A 19,738-nucleotide genomic window follows, 5' to 3' on the forward strand; every position below is an offset into this window, starting at 1 on the left:
AGGTTGACGGCGGATTTGGAGATCCACATCGCCGCCAACCTCATGATCGGCGCGGTCAGGCGCGGGGTCACTCGCCCGCCCGGAGGGCGGCGTGCAGGTCCTGCAGGGGGCGGACCTTCAGGTCGCCCCGGATTCGGGCCTCGATGCCCATTACCGCGGCTGCGGCGCCGGGGACCGTGGTGACGCAGGGGATGTCGACGCTCACCGCGGCGCTGCGGATCTCGTACCCGTCGGAGCGGGCGCTCGCGCCGGAGCCCTGCGGCGTGTTCACCACCAGCGCCACGTCCCCGCCGAGGATCAGCGAGACCGCGTCCGCACCCTCACCCGACTCGTAGTGCTTGCGGATCTGCTCGCAGGCGATGCCGTGCCGGCGCAGCACCTCGGCCGTGCCGGTGGTGGCCACGATCTCGAAGCCCAGGTCGGCCAGGCGCTTGATCGGGAAGATCATGCCGCGCTTGTCCCGGTTGGCGACCGAGACGAAGATCTTCCCGGCGGTGGGCAGCGACCCGTACGCGGCAGCCTGCGACTTGGCGAACGCCTGCCCGAAGCCGGTGTCGATGCCCATCACCTCGCCGGTGGACTTCATCTCCGGGCCGAGCAGCACGTCGATGCCCTTGCCGGAGGGGGTGCGGAACCGCTTGAACGGCAGCACCGCCTCCTTGACCGCGATCGGCGCGTCGGCCGGCATGGTGCCGCCGTCGCCGGTGGGCGGCAGCATCCCCTCGGCGCGCAGCTGCGCGATGGTGGCGCCGAGGGCGATCCGGGCCGCCGCCTTGGCCAGCGGCACCGCCGTGGCCTTCGAGACGAACGGCACGGTACGGGAGGCACGCGGGTTGGCCTCCAGCACGTAGAGCATGTCGCCCTGCAGCGCGTACTGGACGTTGAGCAGGCCGCGCACCCCGACGCCGCGGGCGATCTCCTCGGTGTAACGGCGCACCTGGGCCAGGTGCGAGCCGGCCAGGGTGATCGGCGGCAGCGCGCAGGACGAGTCGCCGGAGTGGATGCCGGCCTCCTCGATGTGCTCCATCACGCCGCCCAGGTAGACGTCGCCGTCGGCGTCCACGAGCGCGTCCACGTCGATCTCGATGGCGTCGTCCAGGAACCGGTCCACCAGCACCGGGCGGTCCGGCGAGATGGCGGTGGCCCGGCCGATGTAGTCGCGCAGCGTGGCGTCGTCGTACACGATCTCCATGCCGCGCCCGCCGAGCACGTACGAGGGACGGACCAGCACCGGGTACCCGATCTCGTCGGCGATCGCCTTCGCCTCGTCGTACGAGGTGGCCATGCCGTGCGCGGGCGCGCGCAGCCCGGCCCGGGACAGCACCGCGCCGAACGCGCCGCGCTCCTCGGCCAGGTGGATCGACTCCGGGGACGTCCCGACGATCGGCACCCCGGCGTTCTTGAGCCGCTGGGCCAGGCCGAGCGGCGTCTGCCCGCCGAGCTGGACGATCACCCCGATCACGCCGGGGCCGCCGGCGGCCTTGCCGGAGGAGTCCTCGGCGTGCCAGACCTCCAGCACGTCCTCGAACGTCAGCGGCTCGAAGTAGAGCCGGTCGGCGGTGTCGTAGTCGGTGGAGACGGTCTCCGGGTTGCAGTTGACCATCACCGTCTCATAGTCCACGGCCCGGAGCGCCTGGACCGCGTGCACGCACGAGTAGTCGAACTCGATGCCCTGACCGATCCGGTTCGGCCCGGAGCCCAGGATCAGCACCTTCGGCCGCGCCGAGGGCGCCACCTCGGTCTCCGAGTCGTAGGTCGAGTAGTGGTACGGCGTGGTCGCCTCGAACTCGGCCGCGCAGGTGTCCACCGTCTTGTAGACCGGCCGTACGCCGAGCCGGTGGCGCAGCGTGCGGACGCCGTCCTCGGCGGCCAGCTCGGGACGCAGCGCGGCGAGCTGCCGGTCGGACAGGCCGGCGCGCTTGGCCCGGCGCAGCAGACCGGCGTCGAGCACCGGCGCGGCCACGATCTCGGCGCGCAGCTCGACCAGCGAGGCGATCTGGTCCAGGAACCACGGGTCCATGCCGCCGGACGCCTCGGACACCTCGGCGATCGACGCGCCCAGGCGCAGCGCCCGCTCGACGGTGTAGAGCCGGCCGTCGTGCGGCGTCCGCAGCGCCGCGAGGGTGTTCTCCAACGTGGCGCCGTCCGGGTCCGGAGTGGTCCAGAAACCCGACGCCTTGGTTTCCATCGAGCGCATCGCCTTGTTCAGCGCCTCGGTGAAGTTGCGGCCCAGGCTCATCGCCTCGCCCACCGACTTCATGGTGGTGGTCAGCTCCGGGTCGGCGCCGGGGAACTTCTCGAACGCGAACCGGGGGATCTTCACCACCACGTAGTCGAGCGTCGGCTCGAACGCCGCAGGCGTCTTGAGCGTGATGTCGTTCGGGATCTCGTCCAGCGTGTAGCCGATGGCCAGCTTCGCGGCGATCTTCGCGATCGGGAAGCCGGTGGCCTTTGACGCCAGCGCCGAGGAACGCGACACCCGGGGGTTCATCTCGATCACGACGATCCGGCCGTCGGCCGGGTTGACCGCGAACTGGATGTTGCAGCCGCCGGTGTCCACCCCGACCTCGCGCAGCACCGCGATGCCGAGGTCACGCAGCCGCTGGTACTCCCGGTCGGTGAGCGTCATCGACGGCGCGACGGTGACGCTGTCGCCGGTGTGCACGCCCATCGGGTCGACGTTCTCGATCGAGCAGACCACCACCACGTTGTCGTGGCGGTCGCGCATCAGTTCGAGCTCGTACTCCTTCCAGCCGAGCACGCTCTCCTCGATGAGCACCTCGTGCACCGGGCTGGCCGCGAGGCCCGAACCGGCGATGCGCTCCAGGTCCTCGTCGGTGTGCGCCATGCCGGAACCGAGGCCGCCCATCGTGAACGACGGCCGGATGACCACCGGCAGGCCCAGCTCGGCGACCGTCTCGCGGACCTCGTCCATCGAGTGGCAGACCCGCGAGCGCGGCACCAGCGCGGACGGATCCTCCAGGCCCAGCCGTACGCCGGCCTTCGCGACGATCTCCTTGAACAGCTGCCGGTCCTCGCCCCGGTTGATCGCCTCGATGTTCGCGCCGATCAGCTCGACGCCGTACTTCTCCAGCACGCCCGCCTCGTGCAGCGCGACGGCGGTGTTCAGCGCGGTCTGCCCGCCGAGCGTCGGCAGCAGCGCGTCGGGGCGCTCCTTGGCGATGACCAGCTCGACGAACTCCGGGGTGATCGGCTCGACGTACGTGGCGTCGGCGAACTCCGGGTCCGTCATGATCGTCGCCGGGTTGGAGTTGACCAGGCTGACCCGGATCCCCTCGCTGCGCAGCACCCGGCAGGCCTGGGTGCCGGAGTAGTCGAACTCGCAGGCCTGTCCGATCACGATCGGCCCGGAGCCGATCACCAGGACGTGCTTGAGGTCGGTCCGCTTAGGCATTCTTGCGCCCCTCGATCAGCTCTGCGAAACGGTCGAAGAGGTAGTCCGCGTCGTGCGGGCCGGCCGCCGCCTCCGGGTGGTACTGGACGGTGAAAGCGGGGATGTCGATGCCCCGCAGCCCCTCGACCACGTTGTCATTGAGGCAGACGTGTGACACCTGGACACCGCCGAACTCGGTCTGGATCACCTGATCCGGCACCACCGCGCCGTCCCCGGCGCCCGGCACCTGCACCGCGAAGCCGTGGTTGTGGCTGGTCACCTCGACCTTGCCGGTGGCCCGGTCGAGCACCGGCTGGTTGATGCCGCGGTGGCCGTACCCCAGCTTGTAGGTGCCGAAGCCGAGCGCCCGGCCGAGGATCTGGCTGCCGAAGCAGATGCCGAACAGCGGGATCCGCCGGGCCAGCACCTCCCGGGCCAGCGCCACCGGACCGTCGGCGGTCGCCGGGTCGCCCGGGCCGGGCGAGAAGAAGACCGCGTCCGCGCCGGTGGCGAGCAGGTCCTCGATCGTCGACCCGGCGGGCAGCACGTGGGTGGTGACGCCGCGGGCGGCGAGCCGGCGCGGCACGTTGCGCTTGATGCCCAGGTCCACCGCGGCCACCGTGAACCGGTGCTCGCCTTCCGCCTCGACCACGTACGGCTTGGCGGTGGTCACCTCGTCGGACAGGTTCGCGCCGACCATCTGCGGCGAACGGCGCACCCGCTCCAGCAGCGCGGCCGGGTCGTCCTCGACGCTGGAGATGCCGACCCGCATCGCGCCGCGCTCGCGCAGGTGCCGGGTCAGCGCCCGGGTGTCCACCCCGCTGATGCCGACGACGCCCTCGGCGGCGAGCCGGTCCTCCAGCCCGCCGTCGGCGCGCCAGTTGGAGCTGATCCGGGCCGGGTCACGCACCACGTACCCGGCCACCCAGATCCGGTCGGACTCGTCGTCCTCACCGTTGACGCCGGTGTTGCCGATGTGCGGCGCGGTCTGCACCACCACCTGCCGGTGGTACGAGGGGTCGGTGAGCGTCTCCTGGTAGCCGGTCATGCCGGTGTTGAAGACCGCCTCGCCGAAGGTCTCCCCGACGCTGCCGTACGCCTCGCCGTGGAACGTGCGCCCGTCCTCGAGGACGAGAATCGCAGGACGTCTCTTCACTTAACTGCCTTTCCGTCCAGGACCGTCGGCTCGCCGCGCAGGAAGGTCGCCACGATGCGACCCGGCAGCGTCATGCGGGCGTACGGGGTGTTACGACTACGGCTGGCCAGCTCCGCCGGTTCGATGACGCGGCGGGCGGCGGGGTCGACAAGGGTCAGGTTGGCCGGCACGCCGGGCGCCGGGTCGACGCCGTGCCCGGTCAGCCCGGCGATGCGGGCCGGCGTGCGGGACATCCGCTCGGCGATCAGGTCCCAGCGGGGGCCGAACACGTCGAGCGCGATGGACAGGGCGGTCTCCAGGCCGAGCATGCCCGGCCGGGCGTACGCCCACTCGCACTCCTTGTCCTCCACGGCGTGCGGGGCGTGGTCGGTGGCGATGATGTCGATCACGCCCTCGGCCAGCGCCTCCCGCAGCGCGGCGATGTCGGCGGCGGTGCGCAGCGGCGGGTTGACCTTGAAGACCGGGTCGTAGCTCTCCGCCTTGGCGTCGGTCAGCAGCAGGTGGTGCGGCGTGACCTCGGCGGTGACCCGTACCCCGCGCGCCTTGGCCTGGCGCAGCACCTCGACGCTGCCGGCGGTGGAGACGTGGCAGACGTGCAGGCGGCTGCCGACGTGCTCGGCCAGCAGCACGTCCCGGGCGATGATCGCCTCCTCGGCGACGGCCGGCCAGCCGGTCAGGCCGAGGCGGGTGGACACCTCGCCCTCGTGCATCTGCGCGCCCTCGGTGAGCCGGGGCTCCTCGGCGTGCTGGGCGATCACGCCGTCGAACGCCTTGACGTACTCCAGGGCCCGGCGCATCAGCCGCGGGTCGGCCACGCAGTGCCCGTCGTCGGAGAAGATCCGCACCCCGGCGGCGGAGTCGGCCATCGCGCCCAGCTCGGCCAGGCGCTCGCCGGCCAGCCCGACGGTGACCGCGCCGATCGGCTGCACGTCGACCAGGCCGGCCTCCCGGCCGAGCCGCCACACCTGCTCGACCACGCCGGCGGTGTCGGCGACCGGCGAGGTGTTTGCCATCGCGCACACCGCCGTGTACCCGCCGAGCGCCGCGGCCCGGGAGCCGGACTCGACGGTCTCGGCGTCCTCCCGGCCGGGCTCGCGCAGGTGGGTGTGCAGGTCGACCAGGCCGGGCAGCGCGACCAGGCCGGTCGCGTCGACGACCGTGGCGTCGTCGGCGGCGAGTCCCTCGCCGACGGCGGCCACCACGCCGTCGCGGATGAGCAGGTCGGTCGGCTCGCCGCCGACCACACTGACGTTAGTGATGAGGTACGCGGTCACCGGTTGTTCCCTCCGAGCAGCAGGTAGAGCACGGCCATCCGCACGGAGACCCCGTTGGCGACCTGTTCGACGATGGTGGAGCGGGGCGAGTCGGCCACCTCGGGCGTGATCTCCATCCCCCGGTTCATCGGCCCGGGGTGCATGACGATCGCGTGCTCGGGCAGCCGGCGCATGCGCGGCCCGTCGAGCCCGTAGCGGCGGGCGTACTCGCGGGCCGACGGGAAGTAGGAGTCACCCATCCGTTCGCGCTGCACCCGCAGCATCATCACCACGTCCACATCTGGGAGAACGGCGTCGAGGTCGTAACAGACGTCGGTGCCGGGGGCCAGGGCGGCGGCGATGTCGACCGGGATGAGCGTGGGCGGGCCGATCAGGGTGACCTTCGCGCCGAGCGTGGACAGCAGCAGCACGTTGGAGCGGGCCACCCGGGAGTGCAGCACGTCGCCGACGATCGCCACGTGCAGGCCGTCGAGCCGGCCCAGCCGGGACCGCATCGTGTACGCGTCGAGCAGCGCCTGGGTGGGGTGCTCGTGGGTGCCGTCACCGGCGTTGACCACCGACCCGTCGACCCACTCGGCCAGCCGGTGCGGCGCGCCCGAGGCGGGGTGCCGGACGACCACCGCGTCCGCGCCCATCGCCTGGAGCGTCAGCGCGGTGTCCTTCAGGCTCTCCCCCTTGGCCACGCTGGAACCCTTGGCAGAGAAGTTGATCACGTCGGCGCTGAGCCGCTTGGCGGCCGCCTCGAACGAGATCCGGGTCCGGGTGGAGTCCTCGTAGAAGAGGTTGACCACGGTGCGCCCGCGCAGCGCGGGCAGCTTCTTGACCTCGCGCCCGGCCACCGTCGCCATCTCCGCGGCGGTGTCCAGGACCAGGGTGGCGGTGGCGGCGTCCAGGTCGGCGCCGGAGAGCAGGTGCCGGATCATGCGGGAGAGCCTCCGTACAGCCGTACCTCGTCGGCGCCGTCGGTCTCGGCGAGGGTGACCTTCACGTTCTCGGCCAGCGCGGTGGGGATGTTCTTGCCGACGTAGTCGGCGCGGATCGGGAGCTGACGGTGACCGCGGTCGACCAGGACGGCGAGTTGCACCGAGGCCGGGCGGCCGACGTCGCTGAGCGCGTCGAGCGCGGCCCGTACGGTGCGGCCGGAGAACAGCACGTCGTCGACGAGGATCACCCGCTTGCCGTCGATCCCGCCGGACGGCAGGTCGGTCGGGCCGACCGCGCGGGTGGCGTGCCGACGAAGGTCGTCGCGGTAGAGCGTGATGTCGAGCACGCCGACCGGGACGGTGACGTCCTCGAACGTGCTGATCCGGTCCGCGAGGCGGCGGGACAGCGGCACACCGCGGGTGGGGATGCCGAGCAGCACGGTGTCGGCGGCGCCCTGGGTCTTCTCCAGGATCTGGTGGGCGATGCGGTCGACCACCCGCGACACGTCCGCAGCGGCGAGGATCACCTTCACCGAGGGTTGTCGCGGCGGTGACGAATGGGCAGCCGGTGGGTAGGCCACGGCGGACCTCCTTCCCCGCCTCACGGGACGGGTCGTTAAAGGACGTCTGGGTCGGCTCCGGGGGCCCGCGCGGGGCCCGGACCGGGGCTTCACGCCACGTTACCAGCGGTCACCGGGCCGCCCGCCGCCGGTACTGACCTGCTGGTCAGCCCGGAGAAATGGGGACAAGCCACACGAGCGTCCTAGACGTCGTGGACAGCAACACTTGACCGCGTGTCGCAATCCCCGTACCGTCACGCTCCGTAGCGATAGCTGGGAGAACCCCGAGCAGCACTGGGAGTGTCCGAATGCCCTCTGAATACGCCAAGTCGCTGGGCGCCCGCCTGCGCTCCATCCGCCAGCAGCAGGGCCTGTCCCTGCAGGGGGTGGAGGAGAAGTCGAACGGGCGGTGGAAGGCCGTGGTGGTCGGCTCGTACGAGCGCGGCGACCGCGCCGTCACCGTGTCCCGCCTGGCGGAACTGGCCGACTTCTACCGCGTTCCCGTCTCGGAGCTGCTGCCCGACGGCAGCGGGGTGCGTCACGAGCCCACCAGCAAGATCGTGCTGGACCTGGAGCGGCTCTACGACGAGGCCTCCGAGGACCTGGCCTACGTCGCCCGCTACGCGCGCGCCATCCAGCAGCAGCGCGGCGACTACAACGGCCGGGTGCTCTCCATCCGCGCCGACGACCTGCGCGCCCTCGCGATCGTCTACGACGCCTCACCGTCGGGGCTGATCGAGCGGCTGACCGAGCACGGCGTGCTGGTCGCCGACCCGCGGGCGTTCTTCGCGTCCTGACATCCGCGTACGAGAAGGGCCCGTGCCGTCCGGCACGGGCCCTTTCGTCGTCGGAGCGCGGGGCTCAGCGGCTGGCGTACTCGGCGATCCGGCCGAGGATGCCGTTGAGGAACCGGGGCGAGTCGTCCGTCGACATCTGCCGGGCCAGCTCCACCGCCTCGCTGATCGCCACCGCGTCGTCGATCTCATCGACGTAGAGCAGCTCGTACACGGCGATCCGGGCCAGGTTGCGGTCGACCACCGGCATCCGGTCCAGCGTCCACCCCTCGGCGTAGCTGGCGATCGTCTCGTCGATCCGGTCGAGGTGCGCCGCCACGCCCTCGACCAGCCCGACCGCGTAGCCGAGGTGGTCGGGGCGCGGCTGCTCGATCCGCTCCAGGTAGCCGGCGAGCACCTCGACCGGCGGGCGGTCCCGCAGGTCGGCCTCGAAGAGCACGTCCAGCGCCCGCTTGCGCGCCTTGCGACGCGCGGGCATCTGCTGCTTGGGACCCTCGGCCATCAGGCTCGGCCGAGGTAACGGCCGTCGCGGGTGTCGACCTTGATCTTCTCACCGGTGGTGATGAACAGCGGCACCTGCACTGTGGCGCCGGTCTCGACGGTGGCCGGCTTGTTGCCGCCGGTCGACCGGTCGCCCTGCAGGCCCGGCTCGGTGTAGGTGACCTCGAGCACGACCGAGGTCGGCAGCTCGATGTACAGCGGCACGCTCTCGTGGGTGGCGACGGTCGCCTCGGCCTCGGGGAGGAGGTAGTTGGCGGCCTCGCCGACGGTGCCGCCGGGGACGGTGATCTGGTCGAACGTCTCCAGATCCATGAAGACGTAGTCCTCGCCGTCGGCGTACAGGTACTGCATGGTGCGCTTGTCCACGGTCGCGGTCTCGACCTTGGTGCCCGCGTTGAAGGTCTTGTCGACCACCTTGCCGGACAGCACGTTCTTCAGCGTGGTGCGCACGAAGGCACCACCCTTACCGGGCTTGACGTGCTGGAACTCGACGACGGCCCACAGCTCGCCGTCCAGGTTGAGTACCAGGCCGTTCTTCAGGTCGTTGGTGGTGGCCATTTCCTGCCTTGATCATCAATTGGCGGACAGACCGTCCAAGTCTACTCGCCCTGTCGAATCGGACTCGCACGCTGAGCCAGATGCTGCAGCGCCAGCCGGTAGCCGTCCACGCCCAGCCCGCAGATCACCCCGGTCGCCACCGCCGAGACCACCGAGTGGCGCCGGAACTCCTCCCGCGCGTGGATGTTGGAGATGTGCACCTCGACCAGCGGGCCGCGCAGCATCGCGCAGGCGTCCCGCACCGCCACCGAGTAGTGCGTCCAGGCCGCCGGGTTGAGCACCACCGCCGCCTCCTCGTCGGCCGCCGCGTGCAGCCAGGCCAGCATCTCGTGCTCGGCGTCGGTCTGCCGGACCACCACGTCCAGCCCCAGCTCCCGGCCGTGCCGCTCGCAGTCGGCCACCAGCTGGGCGTAGCTGGTCACCCCGTACACGTCGACCTGGCGGGTGCCGAGCCGGCCCAGGTTCGGCCCGTTGAGCACGTACACCCTCATGAGCTGATCTCCGCGTACGCGGCGGCGAGCAGGTCGTCCGGCGGCGCCTCCAGGATCGCCGGGCGGGCGATCCCGTCGAGCACCACGAACCGCAGCCGGCTGCCCCGGGCCTTCTTGTCCACCCGCATCGCGGCCAGCAGTTCCGGCCAGGCGTCGGCCCGGTAGCCGGTCGGCAGGTCGAGCGCGGTCAGCACCCGGCGGTGCCGCTCGGCGTCGGCCGCGTCGAGACGGCCGGCGAGCCGCGCGAGAGTGGCCGCGTAGACCAGGCCGACCGACACCGCGTGACCGTGCCGCCAGCGGTACCCCTCCACCTTCTCGATCGCGTGGGCGAGGGTGTGCCCGTAGTTGAGCACCTCGCGTACCCCGGATTCGCGCAGGTCACCGGCGACCACGTCGGCCTTCACGCGGACCGCGCGCTCGACCAGTTCCCGCAGCACCGGCCCGGCCGGGTCGAGCGCGGCGGCCGGGTCCCGCTCGACCAGGTCGAGGATCACCGGATCGGCGATGAACCCGCACTTGACCACCTCGGCCATGCCGGCGGCCAGGTCGGCCGGGGGCAGGCTGTCCAGCGTCGCCAGGTCGGCCAGCACGCCGGCCGGCGGGTGGAACGCGCCGACCAGGTTCTTGCCGGCGGCCGTGTTGATGCCGGTCTTGCCGCCCACCGCCGCGTCGACCATGCCGAGCAGCGACGTGGCGACCGGCACCCAGCGCACGCCGCGCAGCCAGGTCGCGGCGACGAACCCGGCCAGGTCGGTGACCGCGCCGCCGCCCACCCCGACCACCGCGTCGGTACGGGTGAACCCGGCGTCGCCGAGCCGCTCCCAGCAGGCCGCCGCCACGTCGACGTGCTTGCCCGCCTCGGCGTCCGGCACCTCGATCAGCAGCGGCGTCACGCCGCCCTCGCGGACCGCGTCGGCGAGCCGGTCGGCGAGCGCCTTGAGCGGCGGCGCGTGCAGGAAGGCCACCCGCTCGGCGCCCGCCAGCAGCACCGGCGGCGGGTCCAGCAGGTCACGTCCCACCAGCACGTCGTACGGCCGCTCGCCGCCGACCGGGATCCGGGTCACCTCGTCCATCGCGGGCAGCCTAGTCCAGCGCGCCGCCCCCGCGCGGCCGTTGTCCACTGGCTGGGTGTTTGTCCGGCCACATCGCGGGTAGGGCGGCCGGAATGAGTGAGACGACGGCACACGCGACCCGACCGGAGTCCGCGACGAGCATCCGACTGCCCGCCACGATCCTCGGCGTCGGGCTCGGCGGCTTCGTCGACGGCATCGTCCTGCACCAGGTCCTGCAGTGGCACCACATGCTCAGCAGCACCGGCAGCGACCGGATCGGCGTGCGCGAGTACCCGCTGGACACCGTGCCCGGCTTGCAGATGAACACGCTCTGGGACGGCCTGTTCCACGTGGTCACCTGGGTGGCGGTGCTGACCGGCCTGGCCCTGCTCTACTCCCGGGTCACACACTCGCGGGGCCGGCTGTGGCGCTCGCCGATGCTGTGGGGCTGGGCGCTGATCGGCTGGGGCCTGTTCAACCTGGTCGAGGGCGTCGTCGACCACCACCTGCTCGGCATCCACCACGTCCGTGGCGGCCCGAACCAGCTCTGGTGGGACCTCGGGTTCCTCGCGCTCGGCGTGGTGCTGATCGCTGTCGGCTGGACGATCCAGCGCCGGGCCCGCGCGGTGGATCTCTGCGCGCCGGAGCGCCGGTGAGCCTGGCTCACGCCGGGCACGCCGACGGCGGCTTCCCGGCGATCGCGCTGATCCCGGCGGCGCTGTTCTGGGCGTACCTGGCCGCCGCGCTGCGGCTGCGGGACCCGGGCGGGCCCGGCTGGCCGCACGCCCGGACGGCGAGCTTCGGGCTGGGCGCGCTGCTGCTGGCGGGCGGGCTGGCGTGGCCGGCCGGCGACTTCGTCGGGCACATGTGGCAGCACCTGCTGATCGGCATGCTCGCGCCGCTGGCGCTGGTGCTCGGCGCCCCGGTCACGCTGCTGCTGCGCACGCTGGACCGGCGTACCGGCCGGGCACTGGTCCACCTGCTGCGGCATCCGACAGCACGGGTGCTCGGCCACCCGGTGACCGGCCTGCTGCTCACCGCGGGCGGGCTCTGGCTGCTCTACCTCACCCCGCTGTACCGGGCCACGCTGGACAGCCCGGCCCTGCACACGCTGGTGAACGTGCACTTCCTGCTCAGCGGCTGCCTGTTCGCCTGGTCGATCGCCGGTCCCGACCCGGGCCCGCACCGCCCGCGCGTACCGGTGCGGCTGGTGGTGATCGGGTTCGGGGTGGCCGCGCACGCCACCATCGCCCAGCTGCTCTACGCCGGGCTGTTCGTGGACGTGCCGGCGACCGCCGCCGAGCTGCGGGCCGGCGCCACGCTCATGTACTACCTCGGTGACCTGGCCGAGATCGCGCTGGCGCTGGCGCTGCTCGCCACCTGGCGACCGGAGCGGAGCCCTCGCCGCAGGGCGGCCGGGGCCGTTGCGGCAAATGCCTGACCGGCCCGTCCCGCACGTTTCCCACGCACCCATGGCGTTCCACCCACCGACGCCATCGACGCCGACTGGAACGCCACGGGTGCCATAACGCTCGGGAGACACCCAAGGCGTTCCACCCACCAACGTCATCCACGCCGGGTGGAACGTCATGGGTGCCACGACACCCCGGAGACACCCACCGCGTTCCACCGAGGGCGGGAGCCGGGCGCGGCAGTGCGGGTGTCAGGGCTTGAGCAGCGCGGCGATCTCCGCGGCCAACTCCTCCGGCGTACGCCCGTCCGTCACCACGGTCGCGGTCGCCACCTCGGCGTAGAGCGGGCGGCGCTGGTCCATCAGATGCTTGAGCGTGGCGCGCGGGTTCAGCGCGAGCAACGGACGCCCGGCGCCCAGACCGACCCGCTTGACCGCGTCCGGCAGCTCCACCGACAGGTGCACCACGGTGTGGCCGATCAGCGCGGCCCGGTTCTCCTCGGCCAGCACCGCGCCGCCGCCGATCGCGAGCACGCCCGCGTGCGACGCGAGCGCCGCCGCCACGGCGGCCCGTTCGAGGGTACGGAAGTGCTCCTCCCCCTCGTCCACGAAGATCTCCGGAATGGGCTTGCCGGCGCGGTTCTCGATGTCGGCGTCGGTGTCCCGGAAGTCGACGCCGAGCGCCTCGGCCAGCGCCGTGCCGACAGTGGTCTTGCCGGCACCGGGCGCACCGACCAGCACGCAGATCGGCCGGGTGCTCACTTGATCACCAAGCTGTCGAGGTAACCGGTCAGGTTGCGGCGCATCTCGGCGACCGAGTCGCCGCCGAACTTCTCCACCGCCGCCTCGGCCAGCACGAGCGCGACCATCGCCTCGGCCACCACCGCCGCCGCCGGCACCGCGCACACGTCGGAGCGCTGGTTGATCGCGGTGGCCGGCTCGCCGGTGGTCACGTCGACCGTGGCCAGGGCCCGGTTCAGCGACGAGATGGGCTTCATGGCCGCCTTCACCCGCAGCGGCTCACCGGTGGTGATGCCACCCTCCAGGCCACCGGCCCGGTCGGTGATCCGCCGCACGCCGGTGGCGGTGGGCACGATCTCGTCGTGCGCCTCCGAGCCGCGCGAGCGGGCCTGCTGCCAGCCGTCGCCGATCTCCACGCCCTTGATCGCCTGGATCGACATGAGCGCGGTGGCGAGGCGCGCGTCGAGCTTGCGGTCCCACTGCACGTGGCTGCCCAGGCCCGGCGGCACCCCGTACGCGAGCACCTCGACCACGCCACCGAGCGTGTCGGCGGCCTTCTTCGCGGCGTCGACCTCGGCGACCATCCGAGCGCTGGCCTCGGCGTCGAGGCAGCGCAGCGGGTCGGCGTCGATGCGGGCGGCGTCCTCCGGGGTGGGGCGAAGCCCCGGCTTGACCGCAACCGGGCCCAGCTCGACCACGTGGGAGACGATCTCGACGCCGAGCGCCTGACGCACGAGCGCCTTGGCGACGGTGCCCACCGCGACCCGGGCGGCGGTCTCCCGGGCGCTGGCGCGCTCCAGGATCGGCCGGGCGTCGGTGTGCCCGTACTTCTGCATGCCGGCCAGGTCGGCGTGACCCGGGCGGGGACGGGTCAGCGGCGCGTTGCGGGCCTGGCTCGCCAGCTCCTCCGGGTCGACCGGGTCGGCGGCCATCACGGTGCGCCACTTGGGCCACTCGGAGTTGCCGACCCGGATCGCGACCGGGCTGCCGAGCGTCACGCCGTGCCGGAGCCCGCCGATGATCTCGACCTCGTCCTGCTCGAACGACATCCGGGCACCCCGGCCGTAGCCGAGCCGGCGCCGGGCCAGCTCGCCGGAGATCTCCCCGGTGGTCACCTCGATGCCGGCGGGTACGCCCTCCAGCATCGCGACGAGGGCGGGTCCGTGCGATTCACCTGCAGTCAGCCAGCGCAACACGACGGTCAGTGTGTCACGCCCGGTGGTCACCGGCGTACGCCGCCCGCCGCATCCCGCCCACCGGACAGGCCGCCTCCGCGCCGATCTGCCGCCTCGTGGGGCGAGGCGTTAACAAGGGGCCCTTCCTCTACCGGAGGAGTTAATAAGGGGCCCTTCCTTACACCGGCAGGGCAGCGCGCATCGCGGCGCGTGGGGCGGTGACGCCGGTGAAGTGCTCGAACTGGCCGTACGCCTGGGCCAGCAGCAGGTCCAGCCCGGAGACCACCCGGCACCCGGCTGTCAGCGCCGCCGCCGCGAGCGGCGTGGGCCACGGATCGTAGACGACGTCGAAGAAGACCGACTCCGGTCGCCAGTCGAAGTTGTCGGCGAGCGGGTCGGCCACGCCCTTCGGCACCGTGGAGATCACCAGGTCGGCGCGGGCGTGCGCGGGCGCGCCGTCCCACTCGGCCCCGGCCAATGGCACGCCGGCCGCCGCCGCGACCGGGCGCAGCTCGTCGACCGCCTCCGGGCGGCGGGCCACCACAGTCACCTCGGCCGCCCCGATCCGGGCTGCCGCCGCGATGGCCGCCCGGGCGGTGCCACCGGCGCCGAGCACGGTGACGACCGCCCCGGCGACGCAGCCCGCGCCGGTGAGCACCTCGACCATGCCGGTGACGTCGGTGTTGTCCGCGTACCAGGTGCCGTCGGCGCGTCGTACCAGCGTGTTGGCGGCGCCGACGGCGGCGGCGGCCGGTGAGACCTCGTCGGCCAGCGCGAGCGCCGCCTCCTTGCCCGGCATGGTCACCGACAGCCCGGCCCATTCCGGGCCGAGGCCCGCGACCAGGCCGGGCAGGTCGTCGGCGCCGGCTTCGATCTGGGTGTACGACCAGCCGCTCAGCCCGGCCGCCGCGTACCCGGCGGTGTGGATCACCGGGGAGAGCGAGTGGGCGATCGGCTTGCCGACCACCGCGGCGCGGCGGGGATCGGCCATCAGATGATCCCGGCCTCGCGCGCCTTCTGCTCGTTGCGTTGGTGCTCGGCGTAGGTCTCGGCGAACGCGGAGCGCCCGTCCTTGCTGATCGCCACGAAGAAGAGCCACTTGCCCGGCGGCGGGCTGAGCGCGCCCTGCAGGGCGTCCTTGCCCGGGTTGTTGATCGGGGTGGGGATCAGGCCGCGCAGCTTGCGGTTGTACGGGTTCTTCGGGTCGTCCAGCTCGGCGGCGGTCATGTCCTTCGACGCCTTGGTCGGCCGCCCGGTCAACTCCAGGTAGTAGTTGACGGTGACGTCCATCTCCAGACAGCCGCAGTCGAAGTTGCCCTTGTAGACCCGGTTGTAGGCGACCTGAGCGACCTTGCCCAGGTCGACCTTGTTGCCGGCCTCGGCCTGCGCGAGCGAGGCGACGATCAGCGCCTCGTACGGGGTGATGCCACCGCGGTCCTGCTGCACCTTCTCGGCGTACTGCATGTTCGAGGTGACGGTGAGGAAGTTGTTCACCATCAGCTTGAGCACCGTCTCGGCGGTGGCCTTCGGCGGGATCTCGTAGGTGTCGGGGAACAGGAAGCCCTCGATCGACGGCTTGACCTTCTTGCCGTCGGAGCGCTTGAACCACCAGTCCGGTACGCCGAGCGCCTCCGGATCCTTCGCCGCCGCCTCGAAGTCCTTGACCGGGATGTCGGTCTTCTCGGAGAGCCGCTTGTAGACCGTCTTCGCGGTGAGCCCCTCGGGAATGGTGATCCCGTTCACGATCCGGTTCTTCAGGTCCAGCATGGCCGCGACCGCCGCGTCGCCGCTCATCTGCTTGCGCAGCTTGTACGTGCCGGGCTGGATGTTCTTGCTGCGCGAGTTCTCCTCGGCGGCCTCGATGAACGCCTTGGTGCTCTTCACCACGTCGGCAGCGACCAGCGCGTCGGCCATGTCGGCGAGCAGCGCGCCCTGCTTGATCTCGACGGTCACCTCGCCGGTGCCGGAGCCGTCGTAGTCGGGGGTGACGAAGTAGTTCTGGACCCGGTCGAAGCCGTAGAACGCGCCGCCGCCGATGCCGCCCAGCAGGATCAGCGCGAGCGCGAGGGCGAGCAGGGTCTTGCCCCGGCCGCCGCCGGACTTGCCCTGCCGTCGGCGTACCGCGCCGCGCCGGTGCCGGCCCTTCTCCCCCCTGTCCTGCTCGTCGAAGCCCAGATCAAGGTCGTCGATCATTGCGTCCGCCTCCGCTGTGCGTCCAGCCAGCTCTGCAGAATCTCCACCGCGGCGGCCTGGTCGACCACCGCCCGTTGGCGCTTTCCCCGGACGCCCCGTTCGGCCAGCCTACGACTCGCGACGACGGTAGACATCCTCTCGTCCGTCAGCGTCACCGGAATCGGCCTCATTACATCAGCCAATCGGCTGGCATAGGCTGATACGTTCACCGCCGCGGGGCCGTGCTTTCCGGCGAGGTTGACCGGCAGGCCGACCACGATCCCCACCGCCTCGTGCTCGGCGGCGAGCCGGACCAGCTCGGCCATGTCGGCGGGCACCGCGTCCGGTTCGGCGGTCAGGTCGCGGGCCAGCGTGACCAGGGGCGTGGCGAGGATGCCGTGCGGATCACATCGGGCCACACCCACCCGGACCTGGCCCACGTCGACGCCCAGCCGGACGCCACGGGACAGCTCGGCCACTATCGGACACCTCCCCGCCGGTACGGGCCAGGGCGGACCGGGTGGTCCGCCCTGGCGTCGATCGGTGCGCTCATGCCGTGCCAGCGACCGCCTGCTCGACGGTGACCAGCAGGTTCGGCGCCTCCGCCGCGGGCAGGCCGCCGCCCTGGGCCAGGTCGTCGCTGCCGCCGCCCCGGCCGGAGAACGCCGCCTTCACGAGGTCCTTCGCGCTCAGGCTCCGCCCCCGGGCGGCCTGGTTGACGGCCACCACCAGGGACGCCTTGCCGTTGGCCCGGGCCGCCACCGCGACCACCGCCGGGCGGGCCGGGTCGATCCGGCCCCGGATCTCCTGGGCGAGGGTCCGCACGTCGTTCGCAGCCGCGCCCTCCGGCGCCTCGGTGCCGACGTACGCGACGCCGCGCACGTCCTTGGCCTGCGCGGCCAGGGCGCCGGCCCCGCCGAGCACGAGCTGGGCGCGCAGCTTCTCCAGTTCCTTCTCCGCGTCGCGAAGCTGGGTGACGGTCTGCTCCACCCGGTCGGCGACCTGCTCCCCCGGCACCCGGAACAGCTCCGCCAGCCGGGACACCAGCAGGTGCTCGCGGGCCAGGAAGCCGAACGCGTCCATGCCGACGAGCGCCTCGATCCGGCGTACCCCGGAACCCACCGACGCCTCGGAGAGGATCTTCACCAGGCCGAGCTGGGCGGAGCGGGCCACGTGCGTACCGCCGCACAGCTCCCGGGCGTAGTCGCCGACCTCGACGACCCGGACCCGCTCGCCGTACTTCTCGCCGAACAGGGCCATCGCCCCGATCCGGCGGGCCTCCTCCTGGCTGGTGACGAACGCGTGTACCTCCAGGTCGGCCAGCAGCACCTCGTTGACCTGCTGCTCCACGTCGTGCAGCACGCTCGGCGCCACACCCGTCGGGGTGTTGAAGTCGAACCGCAGCCGGCCCGGCGCGTTCAGCGAACCCGCCTGGGTGGCCGACTCGCCGAGGAAGTTGCGCATCGTCTGGTGCACCAGGTGCGTCGCGGTGTGCGAGCGGGAGATCGCCCGGCGGCGGGACACGTCGATCTCGGCGTACCCGGTCTCCCCGGAGCGGACCTCGCCGCGCACCACCTTGGCCCGGTGCACGATCAGGCCGGGCACCGGCTGCTGCACGTCGAAGACCTCGACCTGGCCGCCGCCGACGGTGATGAGCCCCTGGTCGGGCTGCTGCCCGCCGCCCTCGGCGTAGAACGGGGTGGTGTCGAGCACCAGCTCGATCGTGTCGCCCTCGACCGCGGCGGAGATCGCGGCGCCACCGGACAGCAGCGCGCGGACCCGCGACTCACGGCTCAGCTCGGTGTAGCCGGTGAACTCCACCGGCCCGCCGCCGTCGAGCACCGACCGGTACGCCGACACGTCGGTGTGCCCGGTCTTGCGCGCCTGCGCGTCGGCCTTGGCCCGGCTGCGCTGGTCGGCCATCAGCCGGCGGAAGCCCTCCGCGTCGACCTGCAGCCCCTGCTCGGCCGCGATCTCCAGGGTCAGGTCGATCGGGAAGCCGTACGTGTCGTGCAGCTGGAACGCCTTGTCACCGGAGAGCGCCGCCTTGCCGGCCGACTTGGTCTCCGCGATCGCGGTGTCCAGGATCGTGGTGCCGGCGCGCAGCGTGGCCAGGAACGCGTCCTCCTCGGCGTACGCGTACTGGGAGATCCGGCCGAAGTCCTCGGCCAGCTCCGGGTACGACGGCGCCATGCAGTCGCGGGCCACCGGCAGCAGCTCCGGCAGCGCCCGGTCCTGGTAGCCCAGCAGCCGCACCGCCCGGATCGCCCGCCGCATGATCCGGCGCAGCACGTAGCCCCGGCCCTCGTTCGACGGGGTCACGCCGTCGCCGATGAGCATCAGCGAGGTGCGCACGTGGTCGGCGATGACCCGCAGCCGTACGTCGTCCGGGTGCGACTCGTTCGCCGCGTGACCGGAGTGCACGCCGTAGCGCTTGCCGGTCAGCTCGGCGGCCTTGTCGAGGATCGGGCGGACCTCGTCGATCTCGTAGAGGTTGTCCACGCCCTGCAGCAGCGAGGCCATCCGCTCCAGGCCCATGCCGGTGTCGATGTTCTTCGCCGGCAGGTCACCGAGGATCGGGAAGTCCTCCTTGCCGGTGCCCGGGCCGCGCTCGAACTGCATGAAGACGAGGTTCCAGAACTCCAGGTAACGGTCCTCGTCGACCTCCGGACCACCCTCGCGGCCGTAGGCCGGGCCGCGGTCGTAGTACAGCTCGGAGCACGGGCCGCACGGGCCGGGGATGCCCATCGACCAGAAGTTGTCGGCCTTGCCGCGGCGCACGATCCGCTCGGCCGGCACGCCGGTGGCGCGCCAGATGTCGTACGCCTCGTCGTCGTCCAGGTAGACGGTGGCCCAGATCCGCTCCGGGTCCAGCCCGAAGCCGCCCGCCTCGACCGACTTGGTGGCCAGGTCCCAGGCTAGCGGGATCGCCCCGGACTTGAAGTAGTCACCGAAGGAGAAGTTGCCGTTCATCTGGAAGAACGTGCCGTGCCGGCTGGTCTTGCCGACCTCGTCGATATCAGGCGTCCGGATGCACTTCTGCACGCTCGTCGCCCGCGCGTACGGCGGGGTCTGCTGGCCCAGGAAGTAGGGCACGAACTGCACCATGCCCGCGTTGATGAACAGCAGGTTCGGGTCGCTGATGGCGGGCAGCGGAGCGGACGGAACCACGGTGTGCCCGTTCGCCTCGAAGTGGGCGAGGAACCGCCGCTTGATCTCCGCCGTCTTCATCGCTGGTGGTCCTCCGGGAAAATCTCTCGGTCGCCGATGCGCGGGTCCTCCCGCAGCTCGGCGAACTGGTCGTCGTACACCTCGCCGCGGGCGAAGGCCTCGTGGATCTCCTGCTCACGCTCGGCCATGCCGACCCGGACGTCGTCCACGAACGCCCGGAGCGACTCGACCAGACCGCCGGCGGACTCGGACAGCCCGCTCGCGATGCCGGCCGGGGTGTACGCCTGCGCGGTCCGGGTGGCCTTGCGCACCACCAGGACGCCCACGGCCAGCCCGATGCCCAGCCAGAACAACCGCCTCATGCT

General features: G+C 72.1%; 19 protein-coding genes. 3 read left to right on the forward strand and 16 right to left on the reverse strand.

Going from position 1 to position 19,738, the window contains the following annotated elements; translation table 11 throughout:
- Positions 1 to 67 precede the first annotated feature (67 nt).
- The 5 genes from carB to pyrR are packed head-to-tail and all read right to left on the reverse strand — an operon-like array spanning position 68 to position 7,328.
- Positions 68 to 3,415: a carbamoyl-phosphate synthase large subunit gene (gene carB, locus A4R25_RS26920; protein ID WP_064448508.1), complete on the reverse strand. Its 3,348-nt coding sequence runs from the start codon at positions 3,413 to 3,415 to the stop codon at positions 68 to 70.
- On the reverse strand, positions 3,408 to 4,550 hold the full coding sequence (gene carA / locus A4R25_RS26925; RefSeq protein ID WP_064448509.1) for a glutamine-hydrolyzing carbamoyl-phosphate synthase small subunit: 1,143 nt from the start codon (positions 4,548 to 4,550) through the stop codon (positions 3,408 to 3,410). The genes carB and carA overlap by 8 nt, the downstream gene beginning before the upstream one ends.
- Positions 4,547 to 5,824: a dihydroorotase gene (locus A4R25_RS26930; protein ID WP_064448510.1), complete on the reverse strand. Its 1,278-nt coding sequence runs from the start codon at positions 5,822 to 5,824 to the stop codon at positions 4,547 to 4,549. Before A4R25_RS26930 ends, carA begins: the two co-directional genes overlap by 4 nt.
- Entirely contained in the window at positions 5,821 to 6,747 is a 927-nt protein-coding gene (locus A4R25_RS26935; protein ID WP_030502502.1) for an aspartate carbamoyltransferase catalytic subunit, read from the reverse strand. Before A4R25_RS26935 ends, A4R25_RS26930 begins: the two co-directional genes overlap by 4 nt.
- Positions 6,744 to 7,328 (reverse strand): bifunctional pyr operon transcriptional regulator/uracil phosphoribosyltransferase PyrR, encoded by a 585-nt coding sequence (pyrR, locus tag A4R25_RS26940; protein ID WP_043324953.1) that lies wholly within the window; start codon positions 7,326 to 7,328, stop codon positions 6,744 to 6,746. The genes A4R25_RS26935 and pyrR overlap by 4 nt, the downstream gene beginning before the upstream one ends.
- Positions 7,329 to 7,615: 287 nt before the next feature.
- Between pyrR and A4R25_RS26945 the strand changes: the two genes are divergently transcribed.
- A complete protein-coding gene (locus A4R25_RS26945; RefSeq protein WP_013285505.1) occupies positions 7,616 to 8,104 on the forward strand; it encodes a transcriptional regulator in 489 nt (162 codons plus the stop codon).
- A 64-nt stretch (positions 8,105 to 8,168) separates the two neighbouring features.
- Here the strand turns inward: A4R25_RS26945 and nusB are convergent, their stop codons facing one another.
- Genes nusB through aroB form a run of 4 tightly spaced genes read right to left on the reverse strand, consistent with a single transcriptional unit; the run spans position 8,169 to position 10,724 of the window.
- Positions 8,169 to 8,579 (reverse strand): transcription antitermination factor NusB, encoded by a 411-nt coding sequence (gene nusB / locus A4R25_RS26950; RefSeq protein WP_174534511.1) that lies wholly within the window; start codon positions 8,577 to 8,579, stop codon positions 8,169 to 8,171.
- 23 nt (positions 8,580 to 8,602) lie between these two features.
- Positions 8,603 to 9,160: an elongation factor P gene (efp, locus tag A4R25_RS26955; RefSeq protein ID WP_013285503.1), complete on the reverse strand. Its 558-nt coding sequence runs from the start codon at positions 9,158 to 9,160 to the stop codon at positions 8,603 to 8,605.
- Between the two features lie 41 nt (positions 9,161 to 9,201).
- Positions 9,202 to 9,651 (reverse strand): type II 3-dehydroquinate dehydratase, encoded by a 450-nt coding sequence (gene aroQ, locus A4R25_RS26960; protein ID WP_043324954.1) that lies wholly within the window; start codon positions 9,649 to 9,651, stop codon positions 9,202 to 9,204.
- Entirely contained in the window at positions 9,648 to 10,724 is a 1,077-nt protein-coding gene (gene aroB, locus A4R25_RS26965; RefSeq protein ID WP_043324955.1) for a 3-dehydroquinate synthase, read from the reverse strand. The genes aroQ and aroB overlap by 4 nt, the downstream gene beginning before the upstream one ends.
- A gap of 92 nt (positions 10,725 to 10,816) precedes the next feature.
- On the opposite strand from aroB, the gene A4R25_RS26970 reads away from it, so the two are divergent.
- Positions 10,817 to 11,359 carry a DUF2243 domain-containing protein gene (locus A4R25_RS26970; protein WP_064448511.1) on the forward strand — a complete coding sequence of 181 codons (543 nt, stop codon included), beginning with the start codon at positions 10,817 to 10,819 and terminating at the stop codon, positions 11,357 to 11,359.
- On the forward strand, positions 11,356 to 12,144 hold the full coding sequence (locus tag A4R25_RS26975; protein WP_064448512.1) for a cytochrome c oxidase assembly protein: 789 nt from the start codon (positions 11,356 to 11,358) through the stop codon (positions 12,142 to 12,144). The genes A4R25_RS26970 and A4R25_RS26975 overlap by 4 nt, the downstream gene beginning before the upstream one ends.
- 222 nt (positions 12,145 to 12,366) lie before the next feature.
- On the opposite strand, the gene A4R25_RS26980 is transcribed toward A4R25_RS26975, so the two are convergent.
- The 7 genes from A4R25_RS26980 to A4R25_RS27010 form a co-directional block, all read right to left on the reverse strand.
- Entirely contained in the window at positions 12,367 to 12,876 is a 510-nt protein-coding gene (locus tag A4R25_RS26980) for a shikimate kinase (RefSeq protein WP_064448513.1), read from the reverse strand.
- Positions 12,873 to 14,051, reverse strand: coding sequence for a chorismate synthase (aroC, locus tag A4R25_RS26985; protein WP_064448546.1), 1,179 nt, complete (start codon positions 14,049 to 14,051; stop codon positions 12,873 to 12,875). The genes A4R25_RS26980 and aroC overlap by 4 nt, the downstream gene beginning before the upstream one ends.
- Positions 14,052 to 14,208: 157 nt before the next feature.
- A complete protein-coding gene (locus A4R25_RS26990) occupies positions 14,209 to 15,021 on the reverse strand; it encodes a shikimate dehydrogenase (protein WP_064448514.1) in 813 nt (270 codons plus the stop codon).
- On the reverse strand, positions 15,021 to 16,223 hold the full coding sequence (gene mltG, locus A4R25_RS26995; RefSeq protein WP_043324960.1) for an endolytic transglycosylase MltG: 1,203 nt from the start codon (positions 16,221 to 16,223) through the stop codon (positions 15,021 to 15,023). The genes A4R25_RS26990 and mltG overlap by 1 nt, the downstream gene beginning before the upstream one ends.
- Positions 16,220 to 16,681 (reverse strand): Holliday junction resolvase RuvX, encoded by a 462-nt coding sequence (gene ruvX, locus A4R25_RS27000; protein ID WP_043324961.1) that lies wholly within the window; start codon positions 16,679 to 16,681, stop codon positions 16,220 to 16,222. Before ruvX ends, mltG begins: the two co-directional genes overlap by 4 nt.
- Before the next feature lie 70 nt (positions 16,682 to 16,751).
- Positions 16,752 to 19,433, reverse strand: a complete 2,682-nt coding sequence (gene alaS, locus A4R25_RS27005) for an alanine--tRNA ligase (protein WP_064448515.1) — start codon at positions 19,431 to 19,433, stop codon at positions 16,752 to 16,754.
- Positions 19,430 to 19,735, reverse strand: a complete 306-nt coding sequence (locus A4R25_RS27010; protein ID WP_013285491.1) for a hypothetical protein — start codon at positions 19,733 to 19,735, stop codon at positions 19,430 to 19,432. The genes alaS and A4R25_RS27010 overlap by 4 nt, the downstream gene beginning before the upstream one ends.
- Positions 19,736 to 19,738: the final 3 nt, after the last annotated feature.

This window comes from Micromonospora sp. NBRC 110037, assembly GCF_001652995.1.
Classification (GTDB): Bacteria; Actinomycetota; Actinomycetes; order Mycobacteriales; family Micromonosporaceae; genus Micromonospora; species Micromonospora chalcea.

What these genes read in the sequence shown, in the direction of transcription:
- A4R25_RS26990 (WP_064448514.1), bottom strand. Translation starts at nt 15,021, where the DNA reads ATGGCCGATCCCCGCCGCGCCGCGGTGGTCGGCAAGCCGATCGCCCAC.
- aroQ (WP_043324954.1), bottom strand. Translation starts at nt 9,651, where the DNA reads ATGAGGGTGTACGTGCTCAACGGGCCGAACCTGGGCCGGCTCGGCACC.
- A4R25_RS27010 (WP_013285491.1), bottom strand. Translation starts at nt 19,735, where the DNA reads ATGAGGCGGTTGTTCTGGCTGGGCATCGGGCTGGCCGTGGGCGTCCTG.
- nusB (WP_174534511.1), bottom strand. Translation starts at nt 8,579, where the DNA reads ATGCCCGCGCGTCGCAAGGCGCGCAAGCGGGCGCTGGACGTGCTCTTC.
- A4R25_RS26970 (WP_064448511.1), top strand. Translation starts at nt 10,817, where the DNA reads ATGAGTGAGACGACGGCACACGCGACCCGACCGGAGTCCGCGACGAGC.
- A4R25_RS26935 (WP_030502502.1), bottom strand. Translation starts at nt 6,747, where the DNA reads ATGATCCGGCACCTGCTCTCCGGCGCCGACCTGGACGCCGCCACCGCC.
- A4R25_RS26945 (WP_013285505.1), top strand. Translation starts at nt 7,616, where the DNA reads ATGCCCTCTGAATACGCCAAGTCGCTGGGCGCCCGCCTGCGCTCCATC.
- alaS (WP_064448515.1), bottom strand. Translation starts at nt 19,433, where the DNA reads ATGAAGACGGCGGAGATCAAGCGGCGGTTCCTCGCCCACTTCGAGGCG.
- aroB (WP_043324955.1), bottom strand. Translation starts at nt 10,724, where the DNA reads ATGGACGAGGTGACCCGGATCCCGGTCGGCGGCGAGCGGCCGTACGAC.
- carB (WP_064448508.1), bottom strand. Translation starts at nt 3,415, where the DNA reads ATGCCTAAGCGGACCGACCTCAAGCACGTCCTGGTGATCGGCTCCGGG.
- efp (WP_013285503.1), bottom strand. Translation starts at nt 9,160, where the DNA reads ATGGCCACCACCAACGACCTGAAGAACGGCCTGGTACTCAACCTGGAC.
- mltG (WP_043324960.1), bottom strand. Translation starts at nt 16,223, where the DNA reads ATGATCGACGACCTTGATCTGGGCTTCGACGAGCAGGACAGGGGGGAG.